This window comes from Falsiroseomonas oryzae (assembly GCF_027856955.1).
Classification (GTDB): Bacteria; Pseudomonadota; Alphaproteobacteria; order Acetobacterales; family Acetobacteraceae; genus Falsiroseomonas; species Falsiroseomonas oryzae.
In genome coordinates this window covers 1-17,174 of record NZ_JAPSMD010000007.1, presented here as the reverse complement: position 1 = coordinate 17,174, position 17,174 = coordinate 1, and the positions used below count along the sequence as shown (strand labels likewise).

15 protein-coding genes are annotated in these 17,174 nt (G+C 72.1%); 2 read left to right on the top strand and 13 right to left on the bottom strand.

The window, feature by feature from the left end:
- Positions 1–130 precede the first annotated feature (130 nt).
- Positions 131–931, bottom strand: coding sequence for an enoyl-CoA hydratase/isomerase family protein (locus tag OZN99_RS02030; protein ID WP_270933496.1), 801 nt, complete (start codon positions 929–931; stop codon positions 131–133).
- Positions 932–1,102: 171 nt separating this feature from the next.
- Positions 1,103–2,185 carry a hypothetical protein gene (locus OZN99_RS02025; protein WP_270933495.1) on the bottom strand — a complete coding sequence of 361 codons (1,083 nt, stop codon included), beginning with the start codon at positions 2,183–2,185 and terminating at the stop codon, positions 1,103–1,105.
- Between the two features lie 149 nt (positions 2,186–2,334).
- Between OZN99_RS02025 and OZN99_RS02020 the strand changes: the two genes are divergently transcribed.
- A complete protein-coding gene (locus OZN99_RS02020) occupies positions 2,335–3,969 on the top strand; it encodes a class I adenylate-forming enzyme family protein (protein WP_270933494.1) in 1,635 nt (544 codons plus the stop codon).
- A gap of 13 nt (positions 3,970–3,982) precedes the next feature.
- Here the strand turns inward: OZN99_RS02020 and OZN99_RS02015 are convergent, their stop codons facing one another.
- Genes OZN99_RS02015 through OZN99_RS01990 form a run of 6 tightly spaced genes read right to left on the bottom strand, consistent with a single transcriptional unit; the run spans position 3,983 to position 9,843 of the window.
- Positions 3,983–5,203 (bottom strand): NAD(P)/FAD-dependent oxidoreductase, encoded by a 1,221-nt coding sequence (locus OZN99_RS02015; protein ID WP_270933493.1) that lies wholly within the window; start codon positions 5,201–5,203, stop codon positions 3,983–3,985.
- A complete protein-coding gene (locus OZN99_RS02010) occupies positions 5,200–6,564 on the bottom strand; it encodes an FAD/NAD(P)-dependent oxidoreductase (protein ID WP_270933492.1) in 1,365 nt (454 codons plus the stop codon). Before OZN99_RS02010 ends, OZN99_RS02015 begins: the two co-directional genes overlap by 4 nt.
- Positions 6,561–6,899 carry a (2Fe-2S)-binding protein gene (locus OZN99_RS02005; protein ID WP_270933491.1) on the bottom strand — a complete coding sequence of 113 codons (339 nt, stop codon included), beginning with the start codon at positions 6,897–6,899 and terminating at the stop codon, positions 6,561–6,563. Before OZN99_RS02005 ends, OZN99_RS02010 begins: the two co-directional genes overlap by 4 nt.
- Complete coding sequence (locus OZN99_RS02000) at positions 6,896–7,774, bottom strand: succinate--CoA ligase subunit alpha (RefSeq protein ID WP_270933490.1); 879 nt, start codon at positions 7,772–7,774, stop codon at positions 6,896–6,898. Before OZN99_RS02000 ends, OZN99_RS02005 begins: the two co-directional genes overlap by 4 nt.
- 11 nt (positions 7,775–7,785) lie before the next feature.
- The gene (locus OZN99_RS01995) at positions 7,786–8,916 is read right to left on the bottom strand and encodes an ATP-grasp domain-containing protein (RefSeq protein WP_270933489.1); all 1,131 of its coding nucleotides are present in this window, start codon (positions 8,914–8,916) and stop codon (positions 7,786–7,788) included.
- A 45-nt stretch (positions 8,917–8,961) separates the two neighbouring features.
- On the bottom strand, positions 8,962–9,843 hold the full coding sequence (locus tag OZN99_RS01990; protein ID WP_270933488.1) for an enoyl-CoA hydratase/isomerase family protein: 882 nt from the start codon (positions 9,841–9,843) through the stop codon (positions 8,962–8,964).
- A 156-nt stretch (positions 9,844–9,999) separates the two neighbouring features.
- Between OZN99_RS01990 and OZN99_RS01985 the strand changes: the two genes are divergently transcribed.
- A complete protein-coding gene (locus OZN99_RS01985) occupies positions 10,000–10,815 on the top strand; it encodes an IclR family transcriptional regulator (RefSeq protein WP_270933487.1) in 816 nt (271 codons plus the stop codon).
- Positions 10,816–10,985: 170 nt separating this feature from the next.
- On the opposite strand, the gene OZN99_RS01980 is transcribed toward OZN99_RS01985, so the two are convergent.
- The 5 genes from OZN99_RS01980 to OZN99_RS01960 all read right to left on the bottom strand — a co-directional run.
- A complete protein-coding gene (locus OZN99_RS01980) occupies positions 10,986–12,179 on the bottom strand; it encodes an efflux RND transporter periplasmic adaptor subunit (protein WP_270933486.1) in 1,194 nt (397 codons plus the stop codon).
- Between the two features lie 3 nt (positions 12,180–12,182).
- Entirely contained in the window at positions 12,183–14,543 is a 2,361-nt protein-coding gene (locus tag OZN99_RS01975) for an ABC transporter permease (RefSeq protein ID WP_270933485.1), read from the bottom strand.
- Positions 14,540–15,292: an ABC transporter ATP-binding protein gene (locus tag OZN99_RS01970; RefSeq protein ID WP_270933484.1), complete on the bottom strand. Its 753-nt coding sequence runs from the start codon at positions 15,290–15,292 to the stop codon at positions 14,540–14,542. Before OZN99_RS01970 ends, OZN99_RS01975 begins: the two co-directional genes overlap by 4 nt.
- A 171-nt stretch (positions 15,293–15,463) precedes the next feature.
- Positions 15,464–16,186: a response regulator gene (locus OZN99_RS01965; protein ID WP_270933483.1), complete on the bottom strand. Its 723-nt coding sequence runs from the start codon at positions 16,184–16,186 to the stop codon at positions 15,464–15,466.
- Positions 16,183–17,174: sensor histidine kinase (locus OZN99_RS01960; protein ID WP_270933482.1), on the bottom strand; the 992-nt coding region annotated here is incomplete at its 5' end. The genes OZN99_RS01960 and OZN99_RS01965, both read right to left, overlap by 4 nt.

Sequence of the window (17,174 nt, the reverse complement as noted above, 5' to 3'; positions counted from 1 at the left end):
GGCCGCTCCCGCCAGCAGCGACCTGCGTCGCAGTGACGCGTGTGCAGGAAATCCGGTCTTCATCGGTCTTGTCCTCTCCCGTGACGTGACGCGTTTCGGTCCTCACTCAGGCGTGCGTGGCCCCGCACCGTCATCGGCCCTTGAACGGGCCTAGTTTCCGTTTTTCGGCGAAGGCGCGCGCGCTCTCCTTGAAGTCCTCGGTCAGGTGCAGCTGCAGCGGATTGGTCTGCAGATACGCCTCGCGCTCGGCCTGCTCCATGTACCAGCGCCGCGCACGCACAGTGGCGCGGACGCTCAGCGGCGGGTTCCCGGCGATCGCGCGGGCCATGGCATAGGCCTGCTCCAGGTGCTCGCCCGGCGGCGCGACACGGTCGACCACGCCGGCGGCCGCAGCCTCCTCGGCCGTGAAGAAGCGGCCGGTGATCGTGACCTCGGTCGCGAAGGACCGCAGGCCGCGATAGGCCAGCAGCGCCCAGTGGCGCACGCCGGAGAGGCCGCGCACGGTCTCCGCGACCTGGAACTTCGTGCCGGCCTCGGCGACGATGATGTCGCTCTCCAGCACCATCGCGAGGCCGAGCCCGACGGCGAAGCCGTGCGGTGCGGTGATGACCGGCTTCCAGTTGATGGAGCGGACGAAGAGTTCGGCGCTGTGCGCGCCCCATCCCTGCGGGCCGCCATGCTTCTTCATCTCGGCTTCCGGCCGAAGCTGGCGCTGGTGGACGTCCGCACCGCTGCAGAAGGCACGCCCCTCGCCGCGCAGCACGGCCACGTCGGCGTCGGGATCGATGTCGAAGCCGTGCAGCACCTCCGCCATCCGCATCACCATGCCGTCGTCGAAGGCGTTAAGCTTCTCCGGACGGTTGAAGGTGATGGTCGCGATCCGATCCTGGCATTCGTACCGAATGAGGTCGGTGCGGGCGCTGTCGGACACGGTGCCTCCCACGGAGATGGTGAAACAGTCTCAACCCGTCGATCGACCCCCAGCCCTTCTACCAGCTATCGAGCGTCGGTATCGGCATGGAATACTTGGACCCGAAGGGTGCTGGAACCGCCGGGCCATTGTCAATCGGAACTCATCCGCCGGACGGTCGCAACGCCGGAGCTATGCCGCGGCCAGCAATCGCGCCCGCACCGCCGCCATCGCGCTATAGGCCGCGTCGAAGGACGACATCGAGAAGCCCGCGGCGAGGTCGGGGCTGACGGCGCGCAGCGCAGCCTCCACGCGTCCGACGTAGCGCACAACGCCGTCGGATCCGACGATGATCCCGTTCTCCGCTTCGAAGCGCCGGTTCCAGGCGATCGCCTCCTCCTCGGTCACGCCCGGCGGGAGGTCGAGCGAGATCCGCCTTCCGACCAGCCGAACCGGATATCCGCCCGTCAACCCGTTCGGCCCGGGCACATGGCCCGACCACTCCGCGCCGGCTGCGAGCGCGAGGAAGAGCGGCACGCCGGAGGCGCCGGACACGTCGATCACCGGCTCGGGCGCCAGCTTCACGGCGGCGAAGCGCTCGAAGACATCCCCGATCTCGATACCGTCGATCCAGAGGCGCAGCGGCGCGACGCCGCTCCGCTGCGCGGCCGGGCGCCGGAAGGCCGACAGCGCGGCATGCTGGGCCAGGAGGTGAAGGCGTGGATGGCCCGGCCCGAGCAGGCCGGCGAAGGCATGCGCGAGGATCGCGACGTTCCCGATCCCGCAGGCGATCGGCAGCCCGGCGCCCTTCAGCATCGGGTTGACGACATCCGGATAGCAGCAGTTGACGAAGGTCGCCGTTGGCGCGAGTTGCGCGACCGCGCGCGCGATGTCGTGGGAGATGCGCGCCTGGAGCAGGGCGGTGCAGGCCAACCCCGCCTCCTGCACCAGCCTCGTCCAGGCATCGGGACGATCGATCGCGACGCGGCCGCCCTGCACCGAGGCGGTGTTCGCAACCACGGAAGGACGCAGCTCGGCCAGCAGCGGCCCGACGGACTCGGTCGTGAGGTCCGGCAGGCAGTACTCGGCGACCCGCGCGCCGGAGCCGAACAGGGCGGCGCGCGCATTGGCCGCGGTCCGCAGCCAGGCGAGACGGTCGCGGTTCCGCCCGACCACCGCGACCGACACCGGCCGGGGCGCCGTGGCGGCGAGATCGAACAGGATGCGTGCGGCGAAGCTGCCCGTGCCGCAGATGACGATGTCGACCGCCGCCATGTTGCTCTGTCTCCGTTCCATGGCTCCCGCGGGCATGGTGGCAGGCTGGGTAGCGGCGTGCGACAGGGAAGTTGACATGGCACACTCGTCCCGCATCATGCGGATCGGCTGTGGCGCGCCTGTCGGCGCCAGCGCACCGGAAGGTGGCAATGGTGGGCACGACGTTCGATTGGCTGGCTCCCGCCCGAGCGCGCTACCGCCAGATCGAAGCCGAGCCGCTTCCGCCCAGCGTCATCGCCCTTCTGGAGTCCGCCGCGGCGGCCACGCCCGACGCGCTCGCCCTGCACTTCATCGAAAGCGGCGAGCGGTTCTCCTATGCGCACCTGCTCGATCGCGTACGCCGTTTGGCCAGCGGACTGTCCGCCTTAGGCGTCAACCGCGGGAGCCATGTCGGCGTGATGCTGGCGAACGTGCCGGAGATGCCCGTCACCTGGCTGGCGCTGGCGAGCCTCGGCGCGGTGATGGTGCCGGTCAACATCCGCTACACCGCGCATGAGCTCCGCTACGTCCTGTCGGACAGCGGTGCGCGGCATCTCGTGATCCACCAGGATTTCCTGCCGCTGCTCGACGGGATGGAGCCGCTGGAGACGCCGCTCGCGAACACCATCGTCGTCGGCCCGTCGAGACCGGCGGGCCACCAGGGCTGGCAGAAGCTGGTGGACCGCTCCCCGCGGGCGTTCCGCCCCGTCACGCCGCCCAGCCTCGATGACGTGCTGAACATCCAGTACACCTCGGGCACGACAGGCTGGCCGAAAGGCTGCCTGCTGACGCACCGCTACTGGCTGACCTGCGCGAAGGCCTATGCCGCCAGCGACGGCATGCGGTACGGGCGCATCCTCTCGCCGAACCCGTTCTTCTACATGACGCCGCAATGGCTGATGCTGATGGCCTTCTTCCACGGCGCGGCGATGTATGTCGCGCCCTATCTCAGCCTGACGCGCTTCTGCGACTGGCTGCGGGATTATCAGATCGATTTCTGCTGGTTCCCGATGGACGTGATGACGCAGATGCCGGAGCGCGCCGACGAGGCCTTGCCCTGTCTCAGGCGCGGCAACCTGGCCATCCACCGCCGCGAGCTGCACGCCGAGCTCGAGCGCCGCTTCCGCTTCCCCGCCCGCGCCGCCTTCGGGATGACCGAGATCGGGGTCGGCCTCATCATGCCGATCGAGGCCGCGGAGATGGTCGGGTCGGGTTCCTGCGGCATCGCCGGTCCGTTCCGGGAGGTCCGCATCGCCGGGCCGGACGGGCAGACCCTGCCACCCGGCGCGAGCGGCGAACTGCTCATCCGGGGGCCGGGCATCCTCCTCGGCTACCACAACAAGCCGGACGCGACGGCGGCCGCCTTCCACGGCGACTGGTTCCGCACGGGCGACCTGGCCGTCCAGGACGCCGATGGCTTCGTCACCATCCAGGGCCGCATCAAGGAAATGATCCGGCGCGCGGGCGAGAACATCTCGGCCACCGAGGTCGAGGCCGCGCTGCTGGCGATCCCCGGCATCGCGGAGGCCGCGGCGATCCCCGTGCCGGACGACCTGCGCGGCGAGGAGGTCAAGGCCTGTGTCGTCCTGCACGACGGCCGCGGCATCGAGGACCTCCCGCCCGAGCGGATCATCGCGCAGTGCAGCCAGCGCCTGGCGCCCTTCAAGGTGCCGCGCTTCATCGAGTACCGGACGGGGCCCCTGCCGCGCTCGACGAGCGGCAAGGTGCGCAAGCCGGATCTCGTCGCAGGGAAGACGGATCTGCGCGCCGGCAGCTGGGACCGCGTGACCGGCGGCTGGGTGTAGGGTCGCGGTCCGCTCACGATGATGGCCGCGCGCGGGACGGCGGCGCGGCCTGGGCCAGGACGTCGGGCTGGAACTCCTCCGCCAGCGACAGCGTGCGCGGCTGCCCCGACACATAGAACCGCCGGATGTCGAAGGGGGCGATGGGCATCGTCGTGGTCCCCTCGACGATCAGCTCGGCGATCGCGGCCGCGGCCGCGGGGCCGAGCTGAAGCCCGTGCCCGCTGAAGGCGCAGGCATGGAACAGCCCCGGCGTCGAGATGCTCGGCCCGAGGACAGGCATCATGTCCTCGACATAGCCCTCGATGCCCGTCCAGCTGCGGATCACCTGATGGGCGCGCAGCCGCGGCACCAGCGCGACCAGCCGGGCCAGGTTCGTCAGGATCTTGTCCGGCGGCACGCGCGCCGTCCGCGTCGCGGCATCGACTCGCATCCGCGGATGCCCGCCGATCACGACGTTGCCGCGCTCCGTCTGACGGAACAGGATGCTGCCGTCCACGACATGCATGACCGGCGCGACGAAGGCCGGGATCGGCTCCGTCACCAGTTCGGCCGGGCCGGCGGGGAAGAGCGGGATCGTCTCGCCGAACCATGCGGCCAGCGTGCCGGCCCAGGCACCGGCGGCATTGACCAGGGTCTCGGCGGTCACGCTCCGGACCGCGCCGTCGGCCGTCCTGCCGTGCAAGCGGAAGCGGACGCCGTCATGCTCGGCGGCGATGATCTCGACGCCTTCCTGGATCGTGGCGCCGAGACGCCGCGCCGCGCGGGCGACAGCGGGGGCGACGAGCCGCGGGTTCACCACGGCATCCCGCGTCGAGAAGGACGCGCCGACCACCTGGCCGCCCAGGAACGGCCAACGGCCGAGCGCCTCGTCGCGATCGAGGAGCGTGACGTCCAGCCCGTGGGCGCGGGCGTTGCGCGCATTGCGCTCGAGCCGGGCCTGCTGCTCGGCATCGAGCGCGAGATGGACATGCCCGTGCCGGCGGAACTCGACGCTCTCGCCGGTCTCGGCCTCGATCGTCTCCCACAGCGCCTGCGCGCGCAGCGCGAGCGGCAGCTCGGCCTCGTGCTGGCCCTGCAGGCGCAGGCTGCCGAAGCTCACGCCGCTCGACTCGCCGCCGACATGCCCGCGCTCCAGCACGATGACGCTGCGGCGGCGCTGGCGGAGCGCGTAGGCGATCATGCAGCCGACGAGCCCGCCGCCGACGATCGCGACCCCGGCATCGGTGCCGCTCATGGGGACAGGTCGCCGGCGAGGGCCATGGGAAGCGGCTTGATCGGCGTCTGGACGCGCAGCCGGTCGCGCCCGTGGTCGTGCCCTCCGACGCAGGCGGCCGCGACCTCCGCCAGGCCGGCGCCGCAGAAACGGCCCTGGCAGCGGCCCATGCCGCAGCGGGTGGCAGCCTTGGCGCGGTTCACATCCGCGACGCCATCCTGAAGCGCGATGGCGGCCCGTACCTCACCGACGGTGACGTTCTCGCAGCGGCAGAGGATGACGGCGTCGTCCAGCGCCGCGGCCCGCTCGCCCGGCCAGCGGAACGCCGCCGCCACGCCTTTCTGGAAGCGCCGCAGCCGCGCCAGCGAGGCCCGACTGGCCGCGACGTCGACATCGGCGGCGAGGCCGAGATCGTGCAGCGCGGCAGCGGCGGCCAGGCGGCCCGACACGGCGGCCGCCTGGCCGCCGCCGATGGAGCCGCCATCGCCGGCGACATAGATCGCATGTCCCGCACGGCCATCCGGGTCGGTCTCCGGCACATGGACGCGCTGCACGGGGTCGAAGCGCAGCGTGCAGCCGGCGAGCTCCGCCAGCTGCGTCTCGGGCCTCAGGCCATGGCCGTAGGCCACCGCGTCGCACGCGACCCGCAGCGGCGCCGAGTCCGGAGACGTGCAGCGGACCGCGCTCACCCGCGCCTTCCCTTCGAAGGCGTCGATGGTCGCGCCGTGCAGGATCGGCACGCCACGCCGCTTCAGCGCGGCCATGTGCCGCAGCCCCTGGCCCAGCACGCCCGGCGCGGCAAGCATGTCGGGCAGGGCGCGCAGCTTCTCCGCGAAGCGCGTGGTGTCGATCACCGCCGCGACCTTGCCGCCGGCGCGCAGGTACTGGACGGCCGCAAGGTAGAGCAGCGGTGAACTGCCGCAGAAGACGACGCGCCGCCCGATTAGGCAGCCCTGGTCCTTCAGCACCGCCTGCGCACCGCCGAGGGTGAAGACGCCCGGCAGCGTCCAGCCGGGGAGCGGCATGACGCGGTCGGTCGCACCCGTGGCGAGGACCAGCGCGTCGTATCCGACCGACTGGGCGAAGCCGCGCGCGGCGAGGTGGACGGCACGCCCGTGCACACCCCAGACAAGGGTGGCTGGCCGGTAGTCCACCCTGGCGCAGACGCTCGCCGCCTGCGCGTGGAACGCCGCGTAGGACGCATGCGCCGCGTCCAGCAGCCGGCGCATGTCGAGCTGCAGGCCCGAGGCGGGCGCCCGATGATACTGGCCGCCGGGCCGCTCTGCCTCGTCGATCAGCGTGACCTCGACCGCGGCGCGGGACAGCACATCGGCCGCGGCGATCCCCGCGGGCCCCGCCCCGACGACGACGACCCTGGTCAAGCCGGGGGATCGGGCGAGGTCGAGACCTGCATCCCGTCCGCCACCGGTGTCGTGCAGGCGCGGCCACGTTCCCCGGGCCCGAACCAGACCCAACAATCCTGGCAAGCGCCCATGAGGCAGAAGCCGGCGCGCGGCTCGCCGCTGCATTCATGCCGGCGCAGATGGCCGGCGTGACACAGGATCGCGGCCAGCACGCTCTCGCCCTGACGCGCCTGCATCGGCCTGCCGTCGAGGGTGAAGCGCAGGAGCGGCGTGTCGAAGGCCGCGACACGGTGCAGGATCGCAGAGGGCGTTCCCTCCGGCGCGGCGGCGGGTGGCCCCGACGGCCCGGTCATGCCGCGGCGCGCCGTAAGGCCCGCCTGACTGCGGAGGCGACCTCCGTCACGCGCCCGACGGCCTCGTAGCCGGCCGCGCGGAAGGCCGCGAGCTTGGCGCTCGCCGAGGTGTCGGCGCCGTCGTAGATCGCCCCTGCATGGCCCATCCGCTTCTCGGGCGGGGCATTCTGCGCGGCGATATAGGCGACGACGGGCTTTGTCATGCCTGGCAGCGCGGCAACGGCATCGTATTCCAGGCGCCCACCGGGCTCGCCGATCAGCACCACCAGGTCGGTCTCGGCATCAGCCTCGAACAGCGGCAGGACATCCGCATAGGTCGTGCCGATCACGGGGTCTCCGCCGATGCAGACGACGCTGCTTTGGCCGTGGCCACAGGCCAGCAGGTCGTCGATCACCTCATAGGTCAGCGTGCCGCTCTTGGACACGATGCCGATCCGTCCAGGGCGCAGGTTGTTGGCGTTCAGGTCGGCGAGGTTGGCCTTGCCCGGGCTTATCACCCCCGCCGAGTTGGGGCCGAGCAGGCGCGCGCCACGCGCCCTTGCATAGGCGCGCATCCGGATCGCGTCGTGCAGCGGCACGTTCTCGGTGTAGACCACCAGCGTCCCGATCCCCGCAGAAAGCGCCTCGAGCGCGGCGCCCATCGCGAGTGAGCTGCGTACCGCGCTGAGCGCGGCATTTGCGCCGGTCGCGGCGACCGCGTCCTCGACGCTGTCGAAGACGGGAACGCCCGCGACCGTCTGGCCCTGCCGGCCCGGCGCGACGCCGCCGACGAGCGGCGTGCCGTCCCGGATCATGCGCTCCGCATAGCTGCGGCCCGTGGGGCCGGTGATGCCCTGGATCAGGATGCGGGACGTCTCGTCGACGATGATGGCCAAGGCGCTCGTCCTCAGGCAGCGGTCGCCGGGCGCGCCCGTCCGACCGCCTCGACGCAGGCGGGCCCGAACTCGCGGATGATGGTCAGGCCGCGGCCGGCGAGCCGGGCGCGGGCCTCGGCCTCCTTCTCGCCGCGCAGGCGCAGCACGAGCCGGTCGGGCGTGAGGTCCGGCAGCCGCTCCATCGCCAGGGCGACCCCTTCGGCGATCGTCTCCAGGCTGCGGAACTGGTAGTGGATGTTCACCAGGATCACCGCCGGCTTCAGATGATCGAGGACGCAGGCCAGCAGGTCCGCGATGCGACCCGGGCCGTTCATGGCCGCGCCGTGCAGCTCGATCACGCCCGATACCCGGCCGCCGAGGGCGATGATCTCGTCGAGCGTCGCCATGGTCAGTCCGGCGCCGTTCATGATGGCCGCCACGCCGGCGGGCGGGCCCATCTCGACGCCGATCACCTCGAGGTCCCGGGCCGCGTGCTCGAAGGCGGTGCCGTTGGGCCGCGCGCGGCGGCCGGGATGGCGGAAGGCCGCGTCCTCGTCGAGCACGACCTTCGCGTCCGCGGCAACGAAGCTGCCATCCCTGGTCAGCACGAGCGGGTTGATCTCGATCAGTTCGGCGTCGTTTGCGATCAGGCCGGCATGGATCCGCTCGACGAGGCGCGCGAAGGCGGCCGCCTGGTCGCCGGACAGGCCGAGCCGGCGCACCAGCCGCTCGACCATGAAGGGCTCGAGGCCGAGCAGGGGATCGACCTTCTGTCGCACGAGGCGGTCCTGCGGGACCGCCTCGATGTCCACGCCGCCCTCGGCGGAGGCCACCAGGACCGGTGTGCCGAGATCCCGGTCCACCAGCGCCGCGAGGTAGTATTCGCGTTCGATCCCAAGCCTGCGCTCGATGTAGACGTCCTCGACCGGCGCGCCGGACAGCTGGCCGGCGGCGAGCTCCGCTGCGATGCGCAGCGCCTCGTCCCGGCCGCTCGCGAAGCGGATCCCGCCCGCCTTGCCGCGGCCGCCGGCGAAGACCTGCGACTTGATGACGAGGTCGCCGTCCAGCGTCAAAGGCAGGTCGCGCCAGAGGCTGCCCTCGGGCACAGGGATGCCGCAGGAGGCGAGGATCCGCTTCCCCTCATGCTCCAGCAGCATGATCATGCCGCGTCGTGTCCGTCGCGCATCCAGGCCGCCGAGACGAACCCGTCAGCGGTAATTCGCATCGAAGTCGTCGTACTGGAGGTCGATCCACTCGGCGGTGAAGTTGGGCTCGCGCTTCTGCAGGAAGGCGCGCGGGCCCTCGCGCGCGTCGCGGTGGAACATCAGCTCGACGTTGCAGAGGATCTGCGCCTCCAGCCCCTTCACCGGGTCGAGCCCGAGCCCCTGGTTGCGGGCGTTCTTGATGGCGCCGATCGCCTGCGTCGGCCCTTTGGCCAGCTTGGCGGCAAGCGCGTAGGTCTCGGCCTCCAGCTGCTCCTCGGGCACCACGCGCGTCAGCAGATGCAGGCGCAGCGCCTCCTCGGCGTCGATCCAGTTGCCGAGGAGCAGCAGCTCGGTCGCCTTGCCGAGGCCCACGAAGCGCGGCAGGAGATAGGTCGCACCGCCGCCGAGCCCGCGCCGCACATAGATCGCGGCCATGCGCGTGTCAGGGGCCGCGATGCGGAAGTCGCAGGCGAGGGCAAGGTCGAACCCCGCACCGGCCGCATAGCCGCGCATCATGGCGACGACCGGCTTGCGCAGCTGCAGGATGTCGTTCACCAGGCGGGGGTAGCCCATCTTGAGCCGGGTGTGCATGTCGGGCGGCCCGTACTTGAAGCGGTCCTCCGGATGGAGGTCGTCGCCCGCGCAGAAGCTGCTGCCGTCGCCCCGCAGCACCACCGCCCTGACCTTCGGATCGCGCCGCGCGGTCTCAATCAGGTCAGCCATGACCAGGATCATCTCGGGCAGCAGCGCATTCAGCTTCTCGGCGCGCCGGATGGTGATGGTGGCGATGCCCTCCGCCACCTCGTATCCCAGGCGTTCATCCGAGGAGTGCGTGATCTGCGCGCCGGCGTTGCCGGTCAATGACGGCGGGGGTGTCTGGCTCACGTTGTGTCCCCTCCAGAGCGCCTGCAGGCCGTTATTGCAAGCCTCGTTATCGCTATCCAATATCACTCGTGCCTTAGCGGTGATGTCAAGCGCGCAGATCGGCAGACGGCGAGGTTCGTGCGGGCCCTCAGCGCAACGAGAAGGTTCCAGGCTCCCATGGAGGACATGCTCAAGGCGAAGGCTCAGGCGGACGAGCCGGCGTGGTTCGTCTCATCGGTGGAAAAGGCCTTCCGGATCCTGCGCGCCTTCGAGCTCGGCGGGCGCAGCCTGAGCCTGACCGAGATCGCCGAGCTGACCGGGCTCGACAAGAGCGCGGCGCAGCGCTTCACCTACACGCTCGCGGCGCTCGGCTACCTGCACAAGGACAGCAAGGTGCGGCGCTACACGATCTCGCCCAAGGTGATGAGCCTCGGGATGATCTATCTCCGCACCGACCCGATCGTCGCGCGGGCTCGGCACCAGCTTTACGAGCTCAACAAGTCGCTCGACGCCACCGTCAACATGACGGTGCTGGACGACACGGACATCATCTACGTCGTCCGCTACCCCGGACGACGGACGGTGACCGTGGACGTCGTGCTCGGCATGCGCCGCCCTGCCTTCTGCTCGGCGAGCGGCCGGGCGATCCTGTCGACCCTGCCCGACGAGCAGGTAGCGACCCTGCTCCAACGCTCGAAGCTCGTCGCCTACACGCAGTACACCAAGACCTCGCCCGACGCGATCATGGCGGAGATCCGCAAGGCTCGCGCGGAGGGCTTCGCGCTGACCGAGCAGGAGACAGCGATCGGGGACATCTCGCTCGCCGCGCCCGTGCGGAATCCGGACGGCCGGGCCACCGCGGCGATCAACATCTCGGTCTCGGTGGCCGACTGGACCGGAGCGGAGCTGGCGCTCCGACTGGGTCCGACGGTCGTTGAAGCCGCGCGCGCGATCTCGGGAACCAGCGAATTCCGCCCGATGCCGCCAGCATAGCGGCGTCCGCAGACGCCGAGGCGCTCGTTCAGCGCAGACGCGCATCCGATGGTGGTCGGCGAATCGGAGTGTGAGCGCCCGCAGCCTGAATCATCGCAGAGAGTCGGGGTTGGACGGAAAGCCGAGAACCGTCAGTCGCACGCCGCCAGAGGGCGGTCGCCGCGGTCGTGCTATCGGACCGTTCGCACTCGGGCGTGGTCGCGGAGAGCGCTCGGCGGGAAGAGGACGACGGACTCGCCAGGCGTGAGGCCGGCGGAGCTCATGGCGACGCGTGCGGCGCGGCGGGCGACCTCGACCGGCCGCTCGCGCGCGACGCCGTCCCGCACCACGAACACCGCCCACCCGCCGCCACGCCGGAACAGTGCGCTGACCGGGACCAGCACCGCGTCCTCGATCGCCTCGACCGTGATGCGCGCATCCACGCGGAAGCCGTCCCCGAGCGCAGCCCAGCCCTCGCGCGGGCCGACGAGGTCGATCACCACCCAGACCCGCTGCTCCTCGACGCCGAGCGCCGAGACGCGGGTGAAGGCGCCGGGCTCGACGCGGCGGACGCGCCCCTGCAGTGGCCGTGGGCCGCCCCAGCGCTCGATCGTCACCGGGGCATCCGGTGCGATGCCGACCGCCTCCGTGGTGAGGACGTCCACCACCACCTCCAGCTCCGACGGATCGCCGAGTTCCAGCAGAGGCGCACCGGAGGCGACCACCGCCTCGCTCTCCTGCATCACTCGCAGCACGCGCCCGGCGACCGGGGCGCGCACCTCGTGGCGCTCTGACCCGTTCTCCGGCGCCTCGGTGGCAGCGAGCAGCGATCGCGCCTGGTCCAGCTCGTGCTCGGCGGCATGGCGTCGCCGCTCGGCGGCCAGCATGTCGCGTGCGGCGGTGCGCTCGGCAAGTTCGGCCCGCTCGAGCTGCTGGAGCGGCGCCGCGCCCCGCGCGTGCAGGGCGCGCACCCTGGCCGCATCCGCCTCGGCCTGGACCTGCTGCGCTGCGGCACGTTCCACCAGAACGCCAGCCTGCTGCAGCATTGCTTCCGCCGCGCCCACGCGCTCCTCGGCCTCGCGCCGCGCGCGCGGGTTGAGCAGGGCGGACGGCGCAGCCAGGATCAGCGCAACCGGGTCGCCCTGGCCGACCGTGTCGCCCGGGCGCACACCGAGCCGCAGCACCCGCCCGGCGACCAGCGCGGAGACCACGTAGCGGTCCCGCACCCGCGTGCGCCCGTCCTCCTCCACCACCGCCTCGAAGCGGCCCCGTGCGACCTGCTCGGTCTCGACGAGCACCGGCCGCGGGCGGAAGGCGAGGAACGCGCCCACCAGCAGCAGCAGGACGGAACCGGCGATCAGCGCGCGGCGGAGATGCCGGCCCATCCCTCAATCCCTCGCCTTCAGGGCAGCGACAAGGTCGAGCCGGTCGATCCGCCGCCGCACCACCACCGCGCTGGCAAGCGCCGCGCCCAGCACGACAAGCGCCGCCGTCGCGAAGGTCGCCGTGCTGATCACCGCCGGGACGTCGAAGCTTTCGTTATCCCGCGCGCCGAGGATCAGCCCGACGATCCACTGCGCCAGCACCAGCCCGAGCGGCACCGCGACGACGACCGCCAGCGCCAGTTCCGCCAGTAGGATGCGCGACACCTCCGGCCGCGTGAAGCCGAGGACCCGGAGGCTCGCCATTTCCCAGCCCCGCTCCTGCAACGCGACGCGTGCGCTGTTGTAGACCACGCCGACCGCGATGATCACGCCGAAGCCGGTCAGCGTCACGGCGCTGGTCAGCACGAGGCCGGCGATCACCTCGTCGAAGACGCGGAGCCACACCGCCTTCACGTTGGTCGCCGCGACGCGCGGCCGCTCCGCGAGGCGCTGCCACAGCCCTTCGGCCGCCAGCGGGTCCACGCGCAGCGCGACATGGGAGACCAGGTCGTCCTCGCGCAGCAGCCGGTTCAGCGCGCCGATCTCGATCAGCACGGTGAAGCCGATGATGTCCTCGACCAGCGCGGCCACCGGCAGGTCGTGCACGCGGCGTGCGCCTTCCAGCACCTCGACCTGCACGGTGTCGCCCTCGCGCACGCCGATCCGCTCGGCCAGTCGCCGGCTGATCGCCAAGCCGTCGCCGGGGATCGGAACCGGGCGGAGATCGGCATCGCGCGGCACGCGCAGCTCCGCGCCTGCCGGCAGACCTGTCAAGGCGAGGAGGCGGCTGCGCTGCACGGCCCGCAGCCGCACCGGTACGATGCGCTGCCCCTCGGCCGCCAGCACGCCGGGCAGGCGCGCCATCTCGCGGACGGCGCGCGCTGGGCGCGGGTCGGTAAGGGCGACGAAGGCGTCGCCGCGCTCGATGCGGTCGAACTGCAACTCGACCATGCTGTCCATCGCGTCCCACCAGAACAGGCCGAGCACGACCATCGGCACCGCCAGCGCGATGCCGAGCACGGTGAGCAGCGTGCGCAGCGGGCGGCCGAGGACGCCGCGCACCGGGATCTTCGCCCTTGCGTGGAGCCGTCGCCCGAGAGGGCCGAGCGCCCCCCCACCGAAGGCGACTGGCCGCGCCGGCCGCAGCCCCTCCGCGGCGGGCAGGCGCAAAATCCGCCGCAGCGCTGCAAGCACCCCGAGAAGCGCCACCGCGAAGCTCGCCGCCGCCGCGAGCAGCGGCAGCCAGGCTGGCAGCAGATAGGGCATCTCCGGGAAGCGGAAGAAGGGCCGGTAGTTGCCGAGCATGCCCGCCCCCATCCACGCGCCCGCCGCGATGCCGAGGGCCGAGCCGAGGACGCAGACCACGGCGACAAACTTCGCGTAGTGGGCGGCGATCGGGAAGGACGGGTAGCCGAGGGCCTTCAGCGCCGCGACCTGCTCGCGCTGCGCCTCGACCATCCGGCCCAGCACGACGTTCAGCAGGAAGGCGGCGATGCCGAAGAAGACGAGCGGCACCGTGACCGCGAGCGTGCGCTGCTCGGCGAGCTCGTCTTCCAGGAAGCGGTGGGAAGGCTGGTCGCGCCGGCCAAAGGCGCCGCGCCCGCCCCAGGGCAGCAACAGCCGGTCCAGCTCCGCGATCACCGCGGCCTCGGAGGCGCCCGGGGCGAGGGTCAGCACCGCCTCGCCGAAGGCGCCCTGCATGTCGAAGGCACGCGCCACGGCCTCCTCATTCGCCCAGAGCACGACGAAGCCGCGGTCGTCCGGCAGCGGATTGCCGGGGCGGGAGGTGAAGACGAATTCCGGCGAATGCGCGATGCCGGCGATACGGAAGCGCTCGCGCCGTCCGTTCAGTATGGCCGCGATCTCGTCGCCCGGGCGCACCCGCCAGGCTTCGGCGAAGGCGACATGGATCACCGCCTCGTCGTGCCGGGTCGGTTCTGGCAGGCGGCCGGCGATCAGCCGCAGCCGGTTCAGCACCGGCTGCTCCCCGCCGGCCGGCAGTGACAGGACGCGACCGGCAACCGGCACCTCGGCGCCCGGCCAGTCCACGCGCGCCTCGCCGCCGACGCGGCCTTCCACCGCCGCGATGCCCGGGATCCCGGCGATCCGTGTCAGCAGCGTGCGCGGCGCCCGCTTCACCTCCGCGAAGACCTCCGCGAAGCGGCTTTCGGCGTAGAAGGCCTGCTGCGCACCGCGCAGCGAGAGGAAGCTGCTGACCGACATCACCAGCACGGCGACGCCGGCGCCGATCAGCAGCGCGATGGTGAGCACCTGGCCGCGCAACGCCCAGAGGTCGCGGAGCAGCTTGCGGTCCAGCACGCTCACCACACGAGTTCCTCGGGCGCGAGGCGGCGTGGATGACGTTCGATCGCTACGATGCGTCCGCCGCCCATGCGGAGCACCCGGTCCGCCATGCCCGCGATCGCGGCGTTGTGGGTGATGACGACCGTCGTCGCGCCGACCTCCCGGTTTGCCCGCGCGATGGCCGACAGCACCACCTTCCCCGTCTCGACGTCGAGCGCGCCGGTGGGCTCGTCGCAGAGCAGCGCGTCGGGACGCTTGACGATGGCGCGCGCGACCGCGACGCGCTGCTGCTCGCCGCCGGAAAGCTGGCCCGGGAAATGGTCGAGCCGGTGCGACAGCCCGACGAGAGCGAGCGCCTCCTCCGCCGGCATCGGGTCGCGCGCGATCTCGGCGACGAGTTCGACATTCTCGCGCGCGGTGAGGCTCGGGATCAGGTTGTAGAATTGGAACACGAAGCCGACATGGTCGCGGCGATAGGCGGTCAGCGCCGCCTCGTCCGCGCCGGTCAGCTCATGGTCTCGCCAGGCGGCGCGGCCGGAGGTCGGGGCGTCGAGGCCGCCCAGGATGTTCAGCAGGGTGGACTTGCCGGAGCCCGAGGGGCCGAGCAGCACGACGAACTCGCCCTGCAGGATGTCGAGGTCGAGGTCGCGCAGCGCATGCACGGCCGCGTCGCCGCTGCCGTAGGTCTTGCACAACCCGCGCGCGACAAAGACCGGGGTCGCACCGGTCGCCGCGAAGTCGCCGGGAGGGGGCGCTGGGTCCGTCGCCATCGTCCTTGGGTTCCGGCCCAGCGTGGCATGGTCCCCATGCTTCGGCGAGAATCTTCCTCGGCCGCGCTGCTGCTGCACCGCGCCAGGTCATGGCCCTCGCGTTTCAACTGCCGCCGCTCAGGCCGCCCCGAAGCCGTGCTTCCGCATGGTCCAACGGCTCGGCTCCCCGCCCTACTCGCCGCCGAACCGGTATCCCACGCCCGGCTCGGTGCGTATGAGGCCCGCAGCCGGCCCGAGCTTCTGGCGGAGATGACCGATATAGACGCGCAGATACTGCGCGTCCTCGACATGCGCCGGACCCCAGACCGCCGTGAGGAGCTGGCGCTGCGTCATTACGCGCCCCTCTCCCCCACGCACCAGCGCCGCGAGCAGATCCCACTCCCGCGGCGTCAGCTTCAACGGCTCGCCCTGCTCCACCCGCGCCGTCCGGCGGCCGAAATCCACCTCCAGCGCGCCGGTTCGGACGACGGCCTCCGCCGGCTGCCGGGACGCCGCGCCCGCGCGTCGCAGCGCGGCGCGGATGCGGGCCAGCAGCTCGCCGAGCGCGAAGGGCTTCTCGACGTAGTCGTCCGCCCCGGCATCGAGGGCGGCGACCTTCTCCGCTTCCTGGTCGCGGGCGGAGAGCACCACGACAGGCACGGTGCTGAAGCCCCGCAGCCGGGGGATCGCCAGCTTGCCGTCGCCGTCCGGCAGGCCGAGGTCGAGCAATATCAGCGCCGGTGCCCGCTCGGCCGCCAGGCGCAGCCCCTCGGCCGCCGTCATCGCGCGCAGCGGCGCATAGCCGGCGGCCTCGAGCGCGGGCGCGAGGAAGCGGTGGATCTGCGGCTCGTCATCCACGACGAGAATGCGGGGTCGGGTCGCATCGAGGCCGCGCGGAGACATCCTGTCGGTCATGCTCCGGGGAACCTCACCACCATCCGCGTCCCGCGCCCATCGGCCCGTGTCGGGCTCTCGGCCGCGATTCGCCCGCCCATGGCACCTACGAGGCCGCGGCAGATGGCGAGGCCGAGGCCGCTGCCGGCCGCCACCCGGTCCGTGCGGGTGGCGCGGAAGAAGGGGTCGAAGACCCGGTGCAGGTCCTCCCGCGGGATGCCTGGCCCGTCATCCTCAACGGCGATCGCCACCTCCGGCCCCTCCCGGCTGATCCGCACCGCGACATGGCCATCCGGCCCCGAGAACTTCAGCGCGTTGTCGAGCAGGTTGGCGAGCACCTGGTCGAGCAGCGCGGGGTCGAGGCGTGGCGCCGCTGGGCGCGCGCCGGGGTCCAGCGCGATCTCCCGCCCATGCGCGCGGGCGGCCCGCGCGGCGGCGGTCTCGGCGGCCTCGGCGAGGTCGACTGTCTCCCGCCGCGGTTCCACCTGGCGGTTCTCGATGCGGACGATGTCGAGGATGTTGGCGATCCAGCGGGAGAGCCGCTCGGTCTCCTCCTCGGCGGTGGCCAGCAGGTCGGCGCGCGTCGCCTCGGAGAGGGCGGGGCCGGCGGTGCGCAGCGTCGCGACCGCGCCGCGGATCGAGGTCAGCGGCGTCTTCAGGTCGTGACCGAGCGAGGTCAGCAGTGCGGTGCGCAGCGCCTCGGTCTCCGCGCGGGCTTCGCCGCGGGCCCGCTCCTCCATCAGCTCCGCCCGCTCCAGCGCGACGGCCGCCTGATCGAGAAGGGCGTCGAGCGCGCGGTCGGCCTCGCCGTCAAGGCCAGGACCGTCCTCCGACTGGCGCAGCCCGACCAGCCCGGCCAGGCCGCGCGCCGTGCGCATCGGCCGGAACTGCCAGGCCGCTGAGGGCAGGGTGTCGGTGCCGCGCCCCGCCGGGCGCCGGTTGGCGGCGGCCCAGCGCGCTGCCGCCATGCTGGCGTCGTCGGGCTCGGCGTCGATGGGCACACTCGCCC